At 62.5% G+C, this 13,180-nt stretch carries 12 protein-coding genes; 3 read left to right on the top strand and 9 right to left on the bottom strand.

Features of this window, described 5'->3' with window-relative positions:
• Positions 1 to 117: 117 nt before the first annotated feature.
• From ACTZWY_RS04645 to ACTZWY_RS04655, 3 genes are all read right to left on the bottom strand, one after another.
• Complete coding sequence (locus tag ACTZWY_RS04645) at positions 118 to 696, bottom strand: class II glutamine amidotransferase (protein ID WP_444789524.1); 579 nt, start codon at positions 694 to 696, stop codon at positions 118 to 120.
• Between the two features lie 31 nt (positions 697 to 727).
• Positions 728 to 1,300: a class I SAM-dependent methyltransferase gene (locus tag ACTZWY_RS04650; RefSeq protein ID WP_444789525.1), complete on the bottom strand. Its 573-nt coding sequence runs from the start codon at positions 1,298 to 1,300 to the stop codon at positions 728 to 730.
• 234 nt (positions 1,301 to 1,534) lie between these two features.
• Positions 1,535 to 2,467, bottom strand: coding sequence for a LysR family transcriptional regulator (locus ACTZWY_RS04655; RefSeq protein ID WP_444789526.1), 933 nt, complete (start codon positions 2,465 to 2,467; stop codon positions 1,535 to 1,537).
• 138 nt (positions 2,468 to 2,605) lie between these two features.
• Between ACTZWY_RS04655 and ACTZWY_RS04660 the strand changes: the two genes are divergently transcribed.
• The 3 genes from ACTZWY_RS04660 (at position 2,606) to ACTZWY_RS04670 (ending at position 6,695) form a co-directional block, all read left to right on the top strand.
• Positions 2,606 to 3,598: a TAXI family TRAP transporter solute-binding subunit gene (locus tag ACTZWY_RS04660; RefSeq protein WP_444789527.1), complete on the top strand. Its 993-nt coding sequence runs from the start codon at positions 2,606 to 2,608 to the stop codon at positions 3,596 to 3,598.
• Positions 3,599 to 3,739: 141 nt separating this feature from the next.
• Positions 3,740 to 5,635, top strand: a complete 1,896-nt coding sequence (locus ACTZWY_RS04665) for a TRAP transporter permease (RefSeq protein WP_444789528.1) — start codon at positions 3,740 to 3,742, stop codon at positions 5,633 to 5,635.
• The gene (locus tag ACTZWY_RS04670; RefSeq protein ID WP_444789529.1) at positions 5,628 to 6,695 is read left to right on the top strand and encodes an amidohydrolase family protein; all 1,068 of its coding nucleotides are present in this window, start codon (positions 5,628 to 5,630) and stop codon (positions 6,693 to 6,695) included. The genes ACTZWY_RS04665 and ACTZWY_RS04670 overlap by 8 nt, the downstream gene beginning before the upstream one ends.
• A gap of 70 nt (positions 6,696 to 6,765) precedes the next feature.
• Here ACTZWY_RS04670 and ACTZWY_RS04675 read toward each other — a convergent pair whose 3' ends face one another.
• The 6 genes from ACTZWY_RS04675 to ACTZWY_RS04700 form a co-directional block, all read right to left on the bottom strand.
• A complete protein-coding gene (locus ACTZWY_RS04675; RefSeq protein WP_444789530.1) occupies positions 6,766 to 7,455 on the bottom strand; it encodes a DUF1868 domain-containing protein in 690 nt (229 codons plus the stop codon).
• Positions 7,452 to 8,480, bottom strand: a complete 1,029-nt coding sequence (locus ACTZWY_RS04680; RefSeq protein WP_444789531.1) for a hypothetical protein — start codon at positions 8,478 to 8,480, stop codon at positions 7,452 to 7,454. The genes ACTZWY_RS04675 and ACTZWY_RS04680 overlap by 4 nt, the downstream gene beginning before the upstream one ends.
• The gene (locus ACTZWY_RS04685) at positions 8,477 to 9,976 is read right to left on the bottom strand and encodes a tripartite tricarboxylate transporter permease (RefSeq protein ID WP_444789532.1); all 1,500 of its coding nucleotides are present in this window, start codon (positions 9,974 to 9,976) and stop codon (positions 8,477 to 8,479) included. Before ACTZWY_RS04685 ends, ACTZWY_RS04680 begins: the two co-directional genes overlap by 4 nt.
• A 12-nt stretch (positions 9,977 to 9,988) precedes the next feature.
• Positions 9,989 to 10,690, bottom strand: a complete 702-nt coding sequence (locus ACTZWY_RS04690; RefSeq protein WP_444789533.1) for a tripartite tricarboxylate transporter TctB family protein — start codon at positions 10,688 to 10,690, stop codon at positions 9,989 to 9,991.
• Between the two features lie 83 nt (positions 10,691 to 10,773).
• A complete protein-coding gene (locus ACTZWY_RS04695) occupies positions 10,774 to 11,742 on the bottom strand; it encodes a tripartite tricarboxylate transporter substrate-binding protein (protein ID WP_444789534.1) in 969 nt (322 codons plus the stop codon).
• A 176-nt stretch (positions 11,743 to 11,918) separates the two neighbouring features.
• Positions 11,919 to 13,031 (bottom strand): ROK family protein, encoded by a 1,113-nt coding sequence (locus ACTZWY_RS04700; RefSeq protein ID WP_444789535.1) that lies wholly within the window; start codon positions 13,029 to 13,031, stop codon positions 11,919 to 11,921.
• Positions 13,032 to 13,180 lie beyond the last annotated feature (149 nt).

Below are 13,180 nucleotides of genomic sequence, written 5' to 3' on the forward strand. Positions count from 1 at the left end.
ACCCCCACCCGCATGTATGCGACCGGAGAGTATTCCATCAGTGATCTTGCTGAGGTGTTCCCCGTATCGCGCCCTATAGTCTACTGCACCATCAAGCGCGCCTTATAGCGCGCGTGTTCATGCTGCCAGCAAATCAAAACTTGTCTGATCGGTCGCGTCCAGTCGCACCAATTGCTTTGGTGCGATCTCATCCCAATGCTCGGACCTGCCGTCCAGAGGCTCTGACGCAACGACCAGTCCCCCGCCCGCAAACGCGCGAGAGACATAGAGCGTTGGGCACCGATTATCACTTGCATAGCGGAAGCAATAAAGGCTTTGACCATCTGAGAAGACGCATGTTTGACGAAAGAACGCGGGCACTCCGGCAGATTGGGCCGTGTCCGTCATCTGCGCTATCACGCTACGGCAGGCATGTTCAGGATCATCCGCAAGGCCCGCCCGGAGCAACAACAGAAATATCAGTTCAGAATCTGTGCTGCCCTTGCGTAGCGCGTAGAGATCATCCGGCACGCTCGCCTCAAGGGGTCTGCGCAGGGTCGTAAACGAACCAGTCTGACCGTTGTGCATGAAGCTCCAATTGCCATAGGTGAAAGGATGGCAGTTTGCGCGCGCGGTTTCGCCTTCGGTCGAGGCACGCACATGTGCCAGAAACAGCGGCGCGCAGATATGCTGGCATATGCCAGCGTGTTCGGACATGCAACGATGACCACCGCCTTTCTCTATCGCTTCACTCCTCGCGCTTTGGCCATCTCAGCCACGTCGGGCTGCAGGGGGGCGCGGGCATCAGTGGCGCAGAAACAGGCTGTATTGGAACGATTGCGTGTGTCCCCACGGAGTTGTGTGGTTGTAGGCGCGCTTGTCGACAAGGGCGAATTGCCCCCCCCAATGTTTCGGCCAGCGTGGCGGGGCTGTATCTTGTCACGCGAAGGCCGCTGCAGGTTTCGGGACCATCTGGCGCAAAAGTCGCTGTAATCGCGTGTGCGCCGGGTGCCAGCGCGCTGGACAGGGCGTCAATATATGCGGTCCTGTCTTTTGGGTCGGTCAGGAAGTGAAACACCGCGCGGTCATGCCAGAGATCATATGTCCTTGTGGGCCGCCAAAGGGTAATGTCCCCGACGATCCACGATACTGTTTGCCCACTTGTTCCAAGGCGCGCGCGGGTTGCATCAAGGGCAGCTTCGGACATGTCCAGCACCGTCGGATCGTGCGGACCGCGCGCCAAAAGTGCATCGACCACACGCGATGTGCCAGCACCCACGTCAATGGCGGACGTTGCCGCAGCCAGACCCGCTTGCGTCATCAGGTCCAAGGACACGGAAGGGTCAGTCTGGTGCCAACTGAGGTCCGCTTCCCGCTTGTGGTTGTAAACTGCGTTCTAATGGGTCTTATCGTTCATGCTGATCCCCTGTTTTTCACTCCCTCGGCCCGTGCCATGGGGCGGGTTTGCGTCCGATGGCCAACACTGCATGACCAAGACTGCCGTGACAAGGGCGCGGGGGCGCTATGGTCACATGATGCAGGAGGTTCCATGACGTCAGGAACGGGGGCTTAGGTCACTGGACGCGCGTAGATTGTCGCACAGCATGTCGATAAAGCGCTGGGACGCCGGGGATAATGTGCGCCCGCGGCGCGTAATTATGGCGGCAGGGCGCGTGACCACCGGGTCCACCAGCGGCCGCCAGACAAGGCCGGGGTCACGCACGGCGCGCGCGAGGTGTTCGGGGAAAATGCACATGCCCATGCCACAGGATGCCAGCCATGATGCGCTGTATAAAAAACCGATTTCATTTGCGACCCGCAATTTACCGCCCACATCTTGCAAGGTGCGTTCGACCAGATCGCGCACACCATAGTCGCGCCGGGATACGATAAGTGGCTCGTCACTCAGGGCGCTCCATGGCACATGATCGTATTGCGCCAGCCGATGGTCGCGCGGACACACCAGAAACAGCGGGTCGTCATGCAAGATGATGCGGTCGAACTCGGTCATATCCGCAGGGGGGGTGCCAATTCCGAAATCGGCCTTTTCTTCGCGGATGATGGAATAAAACTGGTTGGGCGCGCAATCATCCAGAACAAGCCTGACCGCCGGATAGGCCGCCCGAAACCCGCGCACCGTTTCGGGCAACAATGCGATGCCGGTTGCAGGCGTGGCCGCGACGCGGATCTGGCCGCGCTCCAGCCCGTCCAGATCACTGATGACGGACCCCAGCGTTTCAAGATCACCCAGCATGCGTTCTACAATGCCGATGATCTGCTCAACTGCCGGGGTGGGGGCAAGGGACCGGGTGGTGCGGTCAAACAGCCGTGTGCCAAGCGCGGATTCCGCCTGACTTAACAGCACGCTGACGGCGGATTGGGTTACATTCATCCGGTCTGCGGCAATGGCAATGCGCCCGCTTGCATAGACGGCGGACACGGCGCGCAGCTGCCGAAGGGTCAGGTGATGGACGGCCATTTTATTCATAACCTTATCTAATGAATTAATATGAACATTTCATAACACTGCACGATAAATGCGTATAGTCTGAACTTGCGCGACGCCCCGGAGGAGGGGGCACCCGCGCAGCGCGCATCGCGCGCCGCATCGCACAGGGAGGACAACATGATCGGACGCATTCTGGCCGTGGGGCTGGCAGTTGCCGCTGCCACGGGACTTGGCACAACCGCGCAGGCACAGCGCATCACCATCGGAACCAACCCGCAGGGAACGCTTTATTACACCGTCGGCAGCGGGATCGCGGCGGCGCTACAGGAAAATCTGGGCCGTCAGGCAACTGTTCAGCCTTTTACCGGGTCATCCGTCTATATTCCCCTGATCGCCGAGGATGAGGTCACGCTGGGACTGAATTCATCCATCGATGTTGGGGGATGGTATCGCGGTGAATTCGAGAATGAACCCTACACGCAACTGCGTGTTCTCGCGCGGCTGTGGCCCCTGCGGCAGGCGTTCATGGTGCGCGCTGACAGCGGCATGCACGACGTGTCCGACCTGGCGGGCATGCGCGTGGTCACCACAGTTTCAGGGCAGGCCGCAACGGGCAGGGTGAATCAGGCCGTGCTGCAAGCGGGCGGCGTCGCGCTGGATCAGGTTGAACATGTGACAATCTCAGGCATGCCTGCAGGCGTTGAAGGGCTTGTTGAAGGCAATCTTGATGCGCATGGCATTGCAGTCGGGATTCCGTTGACACAACAGGCACATGCCACCATTCCCGGCGGCATTCGTTATGTGTCAATCACAGGGCCTGATGCAACGGATGAATTCATCGGGGAGATATATCCCGGTGTGTATCTGTTGCAGGTGGACCCCTCGCCGCGCTTGCCAGAGGTGACAGAGCCGGTCACCGTTGCCGCATATGACGTGTTTCTGACCGCAAGCGCAAACCTGCCCGATGATCAGGTTCAGGAAATTCTTGGCGCGCTTTATGATGCACTTCCGCAACTGGTCAGCGATTATCCCGCGATGGCGGGCGCGCAGCAGGACCGGATGACAAGCCCCACGAACACGATTCCCTTCCATCCCGCAGCGGTCGAATTCTACCGCGAGAAAGGGATCTGGTCGGACGAAAACGCACAGCGCGACGCGTCCATCGACTAAGGCAGCAGGTGGAAACCCATACCGGGTTTCCACATCACCCCTTTTTGTTTCTGTCCCTTCGGTCCTCGATGCAAGCGGCGTGGCGCTGCTTGCGTAACCTTGCCCGCCCCAAACCTGCACCCGAACCTGAAAGCTGCACCTATGAAGCCTGTCTATGTTACCGCCGCAATTCCGGTGCTTGGCCTGTTGTGGTTGCTGGATGCGCCGCGCAGGTTGGGCTTTGTTTTGCTGACGGAACAATATCTTGCCGTCATTCTTGGGGTGACGGTCTGTGTGGCCATTGTGCTGCGTCCCATGCCGGGATGGCTGCGTTGGCCTGATCTGGCGCTGGGGGTGCTGGCCTGTGCCAGCTGGGTCTGGCTTGCATGGAATTATGAGGCATGGTTGTTGACCGCCACCAGTCGCGGGCCGGAAAAATGGGTGCCTGCACTTATCGCGGTTGCCACCACCCTGGAGGCCACGCGCCGCCATTGCGGGGGCGTTCTGGCCGCGCTTGCCCTTGGGTTTACGGCCTATGGCTTCTGGGGCTGGATGGCACCTGGCCTGTTCGAGGGGGCCTATCTGCGGCCGGCGCGCTACCTGCTGTATCTGTATAACGACACCAACGGCATTCCCGGCCTTGTTCTGAATGTGGGGGCCACGCAAATTCTGGGCTTCATCATTTTCGGGGCGGTGCTGAACGCTGTTGGCGGCAGTCAGGCCCTGACGGGGTTGGCGCTGGCCACAATGGGGCACCGGCGCGGTGGACCGGCGAAGGTGGCCATTTTGTCGTCATCCCTGTTTGGCACCTTGTCGGGGTCCACTGTGGCCAATGTCATGTCCACGGGCACTGTCACTATTCCGATGATGAAGAAGGCAGGCTTTCCCGCGCGCCACGCCGCCGCAATTGAAGCGGTGGCGTCTAATGGCGGTCAGATCGCGCCGCCCGTGATGGGGGCCACCGCGTTTGTGATCGCTGAATTTTTGCAAGTGGCCTATGTCGATGTGATTACGGCCGCGCTGTTGCCGGCTGCGTTTTATTATTACCTGCTTTATCGTCAGGTGGACCGCTACGCCGCCGCAAAGGGTATCGCGGGCGAGCCGCGTGAAAACCTGCCAAAGCTGCGCAGCGCCTTGTTGGGGGCGTGGCCGCTGCTGGCCCCGCTGGGCGTGCTGGTGTGGTTTCTGTTTGTGCTGGGCTATTCGCCCGGCAAGGCCGCGCTTTACAGTGCGGGGGCTGCGGTGGCGCTGTATCTGGTCACCGCGCCGCGCGGGGCGTCGCGCCTTGCGCTGCTGGGGCAGGCGCTGGTCAATAGCGGGTCAATGCTGGTTCCTGTGCTGCTGGTTTGTGCGGTGGCGGGCATTATCGTGGGCACAATCAATGTCACGGGTCTGGGTTTTGCGCTGACATTGGCGCTGGGGCGCATCGCGGAACTGGGCGGGTTGCCTGCGCTTTTGCTGATGACCGCGCTATTGTCGATCATTCTGGGCGTGGGCATGCCCACAACAGGGGTTTACGTCATTGTTTCGGTGCTGCTGGCCCCGGCGCTGGTGCGTTTTGGCGTCACTGAAATGTCTGCACATCTGTTCATCTTCTATTTCGGGCTGCTTTCGATGCTGACGCCGCCCGTGGCGATTGCGTCCTATGCGGCGGCCAGTGTGGCAGGGTCTGACATGTGGTCCACGGGGATAACCGGCATCAAGCTGGCGCTTATGGCCTATCTGCTGCCCTTTGTATTTGCGATGAACCCCGCGCTGTTGATGGATGGCAGCTGGATCGAAATTTCCGTGTCCTGTCTGACCATCCTGGTTGCCGGTCATTTGCTGGCAGAGGTGCTGGCCAACAAGAACGCCTATGGCGGCGGTTGGCAGCGGCGCGCGGTGGCCGTTCTGGCGCTGGGCATCGGGGCGCTGACCACAGTCTTTCCACCCGAATCTTTCATTGTCCTGACATTGGCATTGCTTGCTGTGCTTGTGGCCTGGGCACTTTCGCGCCGGTTCGGCGCCCCACTTCCCGCGCGCGCAGCGCGGGCGCAAACGGAGCCTTCGAATGACTGACCGCTACCCCCCAATGCCACCGCGCAAAGCGGCCCCGCCCTATAAGCGCATAGCCGCTGAAGAAGCGTGGCTGCCCCCTGAAATCATGAACCTGTATCTGAAAGGGTTGGAAGATGGCACCATCACCGACCCCGGTTTCCGCAGTCTGTGGGGGTTTTTTGGCACCAGCACCACCGAGAAGGCCCGCGCCCATTCCCGCCGCATCCAGACCCTTGGCGCCGATCGCATTGCCGATATGGACGCATCGGGAATTGACATGCAGGTGGTCGCGCTGTCTGCGCCCGGTGTGCAGGTGTTCGACCCCAAGACCGCAAGCGCGCTGGCGCGCAGCGCCAATGACCAGCTGGCCGAAGGGGTTGCCGCCAATCCTGACCGTTTTGTTGGGCTGGCCGCCTTCAGCCCCCTTGATATTGGCGAGGCCGAGCGCGAATTGGAACGCGGGGTCACCAAGCTGGGCCTGCGCGGCGGTATCCTGAATTCCCACACCCTTGGCACCTATCTGGATGATGAACGCTACTGGGGCCTGTTTGAAGCGGCCGAGGCGCTGGATGTGCCCATTTACCTGCATCCCAACACGCCAAGCCCGCAAATGATTGAACCGTTCCTGAACCGCGGGCTGGATGCTGCGGTTTACGGGTTTGCCTGTGAAACGGGCCTGCATGCCTTGCGTCTGGTTGTGTCGGGGTTGTTTGACAGGTTCCCGAAACTGCAGATCATCCTTGGCCATTGCGGCGAAGCCCTGCCATATTGGCTGTATCGCATTGACTACATGCATGGCCATATTTCGGTGACGGGCCGCTACCCCGATGTCAAACCCCTGAAGCGGCGGGCATGGGATTATCTGATGGATAATTTCTACTACACCTCCAGCGGCATTGGCTGGGCGCCCCCCATTGAATATGTGCAAAAGGTCATTGGCATGGACCGCATGCTCTATGCGATGGATTACCCTTGGCAGTTTGTGCCCGATGAAGTGGGCGCATTGGATGCGATGAATATTGGCGATGAAGGGCTGAAAATGTTCTTCGAAGACAATGCAAGGCGCGTTTTCAAGATCTGACGCAGGGTAGGCGCTGCCGTCCCCCGCTTCTGGCAGGTTCAAATCCCCAGATGCGGGGGGCGCGCAAGCGTTATCGTGTTTTGCCAGCTGCGCCGCGCATGCGTTTGGGGTGCGCGAAATCCCACATGTCGCGGTAAACGACCAGCGCGGGACGGCCGAAGGCCATGTTTGCCCCGATAATGCCGGGCTGCAGCGCGTGCAATGCCGCTGCAAACTGCGCTTCGGCTTGGACGGAAACGGGCCGCACACGGTATGCGAGGGTCAGATGTAGTGGACCGCGCAGGCCATGGTCGCTGTGACGCAGTGCACGGGCCAGCCTGTCACGCAGCCGGTCCAGTTGAGTGGCGCGCGCGCGCCCTTCGGGCTGCAGGGTCAAGCGGATATCGCCGGCCCCGGTCAGGTCCAGCCCTTGCACGACCAGCCGCAACGCGGGCGGCAGCGCCACTGGCCACAAGCGGTCCTGCATCCGCGCCACCAGATGCGACAGGCACGCCCCGCGCGCCAATCCGCGCGGCCATGCGTCCTGACGGCGGCGCAGGTTGACGCCGCGCAAGACTGTCATGTGCCAGCATGACGCGGGCAGAAAACTGAACGGTCCAGCCCCCGGCAGATTCTGCAGCGTGGCACACAGGCGGTGCAGCTTGGCGATGGTGCAAGGATCACGTCGCAAGGGGGCGCTGATGGTGATACCCGCATAGGGGCGCGGCCACCCGTCGGGGCGGAACTTCGCGGCGCTGACAGGATGGACGGGGCGCATCATGCAGGCTGCACCGTCACGGCAATCAGGTCATGATCGGAAATCGCCTGCCCGCTGGTATCAGTGGCGGCCAGGGTCGCGGGTGCGGTGCCCTGCACCCCACGCCCCAGAAACCAGTCATACCGCGCGGTGTTTTGTTGTCGGGCGTTCGTCACGCGGCTTATGCGGCTGGTAGGCCCCGGCGCGTTCAGCGTATTCCAGTGATAGCCTTGGCGAAGGGCCTCGGAAAACAGCGGGTCGGTCAGGGTGTCGCGCGCGCCATCGCCTGCGCCTGCGTTCAGATCCCCGCCTATCAGCACCGGATCGCCTGCGGCAAAACTGTCCAGCCGGTCCAGCAGATAGGCCAGTTGCGCAGCCCGCCCCGCACCGTCTGTGTCGCTTTCCAGATGCACGGCACAGACCACCAGCGCGTCCGCCCCCTGTCCGAACCGTGCGGCCAGCGCCATGCGCCCGCCCAGCCGCCGCTGCCCGCGACGGGGCGCGATGAACCAGTCCGCCATATCCGGCAGGCGGATCAGCACGACCTCTCGCGGGGGGGTGCGTGCCGTGATGGCGTTGCAGTGCCAGCCCAGATCGTTTTCGGGGGCGTTGCGCAGTTCCAGAAATTCGGGCGCATAGATTGCCCCGTGACCCTGCGCCGTCGCCAGTTCGGCCACAGTGTCGCGCTGCCCGGTGCGGCCCATGCCGATATCCAGTTCGGTCAGCAAGGTGACATCCAGCGCCGCGCCGCGCAGCAGTGCCGCACTGTCGGGGCCGAAATGGCATTGCTGCACGTTCCATGCGCCCACGCGCAGCGCGCGGGCTTGGGGGGGGGCGGGTGCATGGGGGGCGGGGAACGGGTGCAGACCGATCTGGCGCAGCGCGGGCACGCGCCCCTCAGCTAGGCGGCGCAACCGTGCCGTGGGGGTTGCGGGTTCAGCCAGACGGGCGCGGCAATCGCGCGGCACGGGTGTCAGGGCGGGCACGGGGGGCGTGGGGGGGGGCAACTGCGGTTCAGATATGCGGGAAAAGGGGCGCTGGCGCGTCATCTGCGCCCCCTTGCGGCCAGCGTGGCCAGCGCCATTACCGCCACCATGCCCAGCACAATGGGGCTGTATAGAAAGACCAGATGATCCCCCTGCGCCAGTTTCACCGCCAGCCGGTAGTTGTCTTCCAGCATCGGCCCCAGAATTAGCCCCAGAACCAGCGGCGCGATGGGGTATTGCGCGCGGCGCAGCCAGTAGCCCACGACCCCCAGTGCCAGCGCGACAGCCATATTATACCCCGCCTTGATCGGGGCCTGCCCGTCCACCGCGAAGGTGCCGACGCAAGACAGGATCAGAACACAGGGGATCAGGAACGACAGCGGCACCCGCAACAGCAGCGGAAACAGCCGCACGCCCAGCAACTGGAACACGAACATTGCCATCAGCGCCGCACCCATGCCAAGGAAGATCGCATAGACCAGCGGCATGTCATTGGCAAACAGCGCCGCGCCGGGAACCACCCCTTTGATCATCAGCGCACCCAGAAGCACAGCGGTTACAGCGTCGCCCGGAATGCCCAGCGACAGAACCGGGATCAGCGCGCCGCCGGTCACGGCATTATTCGCGGCCTCGGGTGCAATGACGCCCTCAATCCGCCCTTCGCCCACGGCGGGTTCGCCATCAACGGGGCGGGAGGTCTTGCGCGCCCGCTCATGCGCCAGAAACACCGCGACGCTGGCCCCGGCCCCGGGGATTGCCCCGATCAGCGTGCCGATGCCGGTGGATTCCAGAAATACCCGCCACATGCTGCGCAGCCGTGCCCATGATGGAAAGACATTGCCGATACGCGCGACAGGTTCTGCGCCAGTCGTATTGCGCAACCGCGCCAGATCCAGCAGCGCCTGTGAAATCCCGAAAAGGCCGATAAGCGCGGGAATAAGCTCGATCCCGTTGTGAAACGGCGTGCTTGCCAGCGTGTCGGCAAAGGGCAGGCGCGCCGCATTGGTGAACGGGTCCGATCCCAGCAACGACAGGCACACCCCCAGCGCGCCCATGGCGATGCCGCGCAGCAGGTTTCCTTCGGACATGGCTGCAATGATCAGCAGACCAAGGGCGGCAATGGCGAATTTCTCCGTCGCACCGAAGGCCAACGTCGCCGCCGCCAGATAGGGCGCGAACAAGATCAGCACCATCAGACTTAGCACCCCGCCCACCAGTGACGCCACCGCCGCCGACCCCAATGCCAACCCCGCCTGTCCGGCGCGGGTCATGGCATGGCCATCGCGCACTGTGGCCAGCGCGTTGGGATTGCCCGGAATGCCCAGCAAAATAGCTGGTATGGACGCCCCCGCGACTGCGCCCGTATAGACCGCCAGCAGCATCGCCATGCCAGTGGCCGTGGGCAGGTAGAAGCTGACCGGCAGCATCAGCGCCACGCCCATTGTGGCCGTCAACCCCGGCAGCGCGCCCAGCACAATGCCAAGAATACTGCCAAGGGCGATCCAGAACAGGGTTTCAAACGTGGCAATCATCGCGACGCCCGCCAGAAGATCATCCATCGCGTGTGTCCCTCACCAGTTCAGAATGCCGGGCGGCAACTGGATCAGGAACAGTTGCCGGAACATCAGATAAATTGCGAAGGTCGTGCCGATAGCCACCTGAACTGCCGCCACATGGGGCAGGTGCCGCCAGCGTCGGCAGATCAACACCATCAGACCCAGTGTTCCCATAACGATCAGGGTTGCCAGTCCAGTTTGCACCGCCGGTTCGCGCAGTATGGGCAGGCCATGGGTCCGCGCCAGCGCAAAACAGGTGCGGATCACCCACCGCAGGGCTGAAAACACCGCGACCGACCCCGCCACCACCGCTGCCACAGCGCCCAGAAAGGGCCACAGCCGAAATGGCTGGCCCATATGTCGCTGGTTCAGCGCGATCAGCCCGAACAGCACCAATGCGGTGCTTAGCACAAAGCCCAAAGGGCGAAACGCGATCAGATAGGCGATCAGGATTGCCACATGCGCCAAGACTGGCCCCGTTTGAACTGGCCCTGCCAGCCCTGACACCGGACGCGCAGGCCAGCGCCGCACCACATCGCCCAGCAGCGCCGCAGCCAGCACGACCCCCGCCGCCACCGGCAGGAACCGGCTGCCCGGATCATAGCCGAAGCGGTCACCGATCATCCCCTCGGATGGCAGGGTCCAGGCATAGGCCAGCCAGATCAGTGCAAACCCGATCAGGCCCAAAGGGACCAGAAGGGCAAGATCATTGCGCATCATGAACCTCCTGTAGCGGGCCGGGGGCAAGCGCCCCGGCCCGGCGTGGTGTTGTTCCAGATGTGGCGGTCAACGGCCAATGCCTATTGTGCATACAGGCCCGAGGCCCGCACAATTGGTTCATATCCGGTGACCAGATCATCGAAATACGCCTGCGCATCTTCCAGCTTTGCAAAAGTCGAGATGATGCCCTGTTCGGCCATGAAGCTTTGGTAGCTGGCAGAATCGTAGGCAGCAGCAAAGGCCGCTGCAATCGCTTCGCGCGCCGCATCGGGTGTGCCCTGACGCACTGCGATTGACCGGAACGACCCACCGGGCACGTCCAGCGCGTCGAAACCGGCCTCAACCAGGTTTGGCACATCGGACAGGCCGTCCAGCAGGCTGCGATCTTCGGTCAGAATGACCAGCGGACGGAAATCATCGGGGTTGGTCAGGATTTCCGATTGCGAGAAGATGCCCGCATCGCAGCGCCCGCCCAGAACATCGGTCCGCAGGTTCTGGCCGCCATCAAAGGGCGTGACGTTGAAAATGCCGTCAAACGCAAGGTCGATCGCAATCGAGGCAACGCCGGTCGCGCCGCCCATGCCCGCATTGCCCAGACAGATCGTGCCCGGCGCGGCCTGCGCGGCGTCAATCAGGTCGGACATCGACTCGATCTTGCTGTCGGCCAGCACGGCCACGATGAACGGGTCCCAGTTCAGCGCAACAATCTGGTCAAGTTCGCGGTAACCATCAGTCAGGCCTTGCATGGTGGCCGCAATAGTATGGGTGCCCGATACCAGCACAGCATAGCCGTCAGCAGGCATGTTCAACACTTCATTGGTGCCCGCAGCACTGCCAGCGCCGCCGATATTGCTGATCTGGATGCGCACCGCCAAGTGGTTGCGCAGTTCCTCGATCAGGGGCCGCACGGCGGAATCCGTGCCGCCGCCTGCCGCGTAAGGCACAACAACGGTCAGGACAAGTTCTTCGTTCGGCCATTCCTGTGCCTGTGCAGGCAGGCTTGCGGCAGCAAGCAGCAGGGCAGGGGCGAGAGCGTCGAGATATTTCATCTTTGTCTCCTTGGGCTGGGTGGATGACCTTGGACTAACCGCCCATTTTGAAACAAACATGACAGTTTTGTAGATAAATTGCAAAAATCAATTTAATATGCGGGCCAGTGGCCTACCCCGCCCCAGGGGCCGTTCTGCCTTGTGGCGGGTTCAGTCCAGCGGTCGCTGACGGGGTGTTACTTTTGGTCCTGCGCCGTGCCGGTCAGGGGCGCAAAGCCATGATACAGCGGCAGAAAAGCCGCACCTTTGGCTGCGGCCAGCGGACCAAGTTGGGACACCCGAATACGGCGGTCGGGCCGGTCCATTTGCGCGGCTGACACTTCGGCAAATAACATATTTGCCAAATCCACCGGCAATTGCCCCCCCAGCACCAGTTCATCGGGCGCGATGATCAGATCGACCATGTTCATTGCATGGGCCAGTTGCTGCCCGGCCCGGCGCACCCAGGCGCGCAGCACAGGCGGCGGGTCAGCGCACAGATCGGCCAGCGCCGGGGTGGAGGTGACCGGATGCCCCGCCGCGGCCAGTGTATCGCCCAGGTCCAGCACCGACGGGCGCGGCGTGCCGCGTGGATACATGCGTCCGATCTCGCCGGCATTGCCGGCGCGGCCCCGGTATAGCCGCCCCCCCACAATGAACCCCGCACTAAAGCCATATCCCACATTGATCAGACCCAGTGTTCTGGCTTGTCGGTCCGGCCGGTGGTAGAATTCGGCCAACGCGGCGGCGGTGCTGTTGTTTTCGATCCATGTGGGCAGTCCGAACCTGCCCGAAAGGCCCGACAGATCCTGCCCCGACAGCGCCGACAACGCCGCAAACGTTTCCACCTTCGGCGGGGTCGCATGGTTGAAATAGCCCGGCAACGCCACCCCAAGACCTAGTGGAGGCTGCGTGCCCTGCGGCCCAGAAGCCACAAGTGCGTGGACCAGGCGGGCACATTGCGCCAGTATCACTTCGGCATCGCCTTCAGGCAGGGGCACGACCCGTTCAGCGATGCAGGTGCCCGCGAAATTAATGCCCACCACTTCGATTTCGTGCAGTGAAAACGACAGCCCCACGGACCACGCCGCGCCGGGGTTCAGCGACAATGGCAGCGGTGGCTGGCCGCGCGCGGCGCGGATGCGCGTGCCCTCATGGACAAGACCGGCCTCGATCAAATCGCGCATCAACCGGCTAAGCGCGCCGGGGTTTATGCCGGTTGACGCCGCGATTTCGCTGCGCGCCACCGCACCGCCGTCGCGGATATATTCCAGAACCAGCCGCTGGGTCGAAGAAGGAAGAAACTGCATTCATGATCCGATCGTCGCGTCACGGTGCCGCATCAGCGCGATGCGGGCGTCCCTTGTCGATACAGAAACTGCCACAGACCGCCAAGACCAGAACGCCCGCGCACCGCATCAGACATGGGTTGCCGGTCTTTGGGTGCCGAAACGGGGAT

This window comes from Roseinatronobacter sp. NSM, assembly GCF_052379845.1.
Taxonomy (GTDB): Bacteria; Pseudomonadota; Alphaproteobacteria; order Rhodobacterales; family Rhodobacteraceae; genus Roseinatronobacter.

Coding starts and splice junctions, on each gene's coding strand:
- ACTZWY_RS04645 (WP_444789524.1), bottom strand. CDS start 696: ATGTCCGAACACGCTGGCATATGCCAGCATATCTGCGCGCCGCTGTTT.
- ACTZWY_RS04650 (WP_444789525.1), bottom strand. CDS start 1,300: ATGACGCAAGCGGGTCTGGCTGCGGCAACGTCCGCCATTGACGTGGGT.
- ACTZWY_RS04655 (WP_444789526.1), bottom strand. CDS start 2,467: ATGAATAAAATGGCCGTCCATCACCTGACCCTTCGGCAGCTGCGCGCC.
- ACTZWY_RS04660 (WP_444789527.1), top strand. CDS start 2,606: ATGATCGGACGCATTCTGGCCGTGGGGCTGGCAGTTGCCGCTGCCACG.
- ACTZWY_RS04665 (WP_444789528.1), top strand. CDS start 3,740: ATGAAGCCTGTCTATGTTACCGCCGCAATTCCGGTGCTTGGCCTGTTG.
- ACTZWY_RS04670 (WP_444789529.1), top strand. CDS start 5,628: ATGACTGACCGCTACCCCCCAATGCCACCGCGCAAAGCGGCCCCGCCC.
- ACTZWY_RS04675 (WP_444789530.1), bottom strand. CDS start 7,455: ATGATGCGCCCCGTCCATCCTGTCAGCGCCGCGAAGTTCCGCCCCGAC.
- ACTZWY_RS04680 (WP_444789531.1), bottom strand. CDS start 8,480: ATGACGCGCCAGCGCCCCTTTTCCCGCATATCTGAACCGCAGTTGCCC.
- ACTZWY_RS04685 (WP_444789532.1), bottom strand. CDS start 9,976: ATGGATGATCTTCTGGCGGGCGTCGCGATGATTGCCACGTTTGAAACC.
- ACTZWY_RS04690 (WP_444789533.1), bottom strand. CDS start 10,690: ATGCGCAATGATCTTGCCCTTCTGGTCCCTTTGGGCCTGATCGGGTTT.
- ACTZWY_RS04695 (WP_444789534.1), bottom strand. CDS start 11,742: ATGAAATATCTCGACGCTCTCGCCCCTGCCCTGCTGCTTGCTGCCGCA.
- ACTZWY_RS04700 (WP_444789535.1), bottom strand. CDS start 13,031: ATGCAGTTTCTTCCTTCTTCGACCCAGCGGCTGGTTCTGGAATATATC.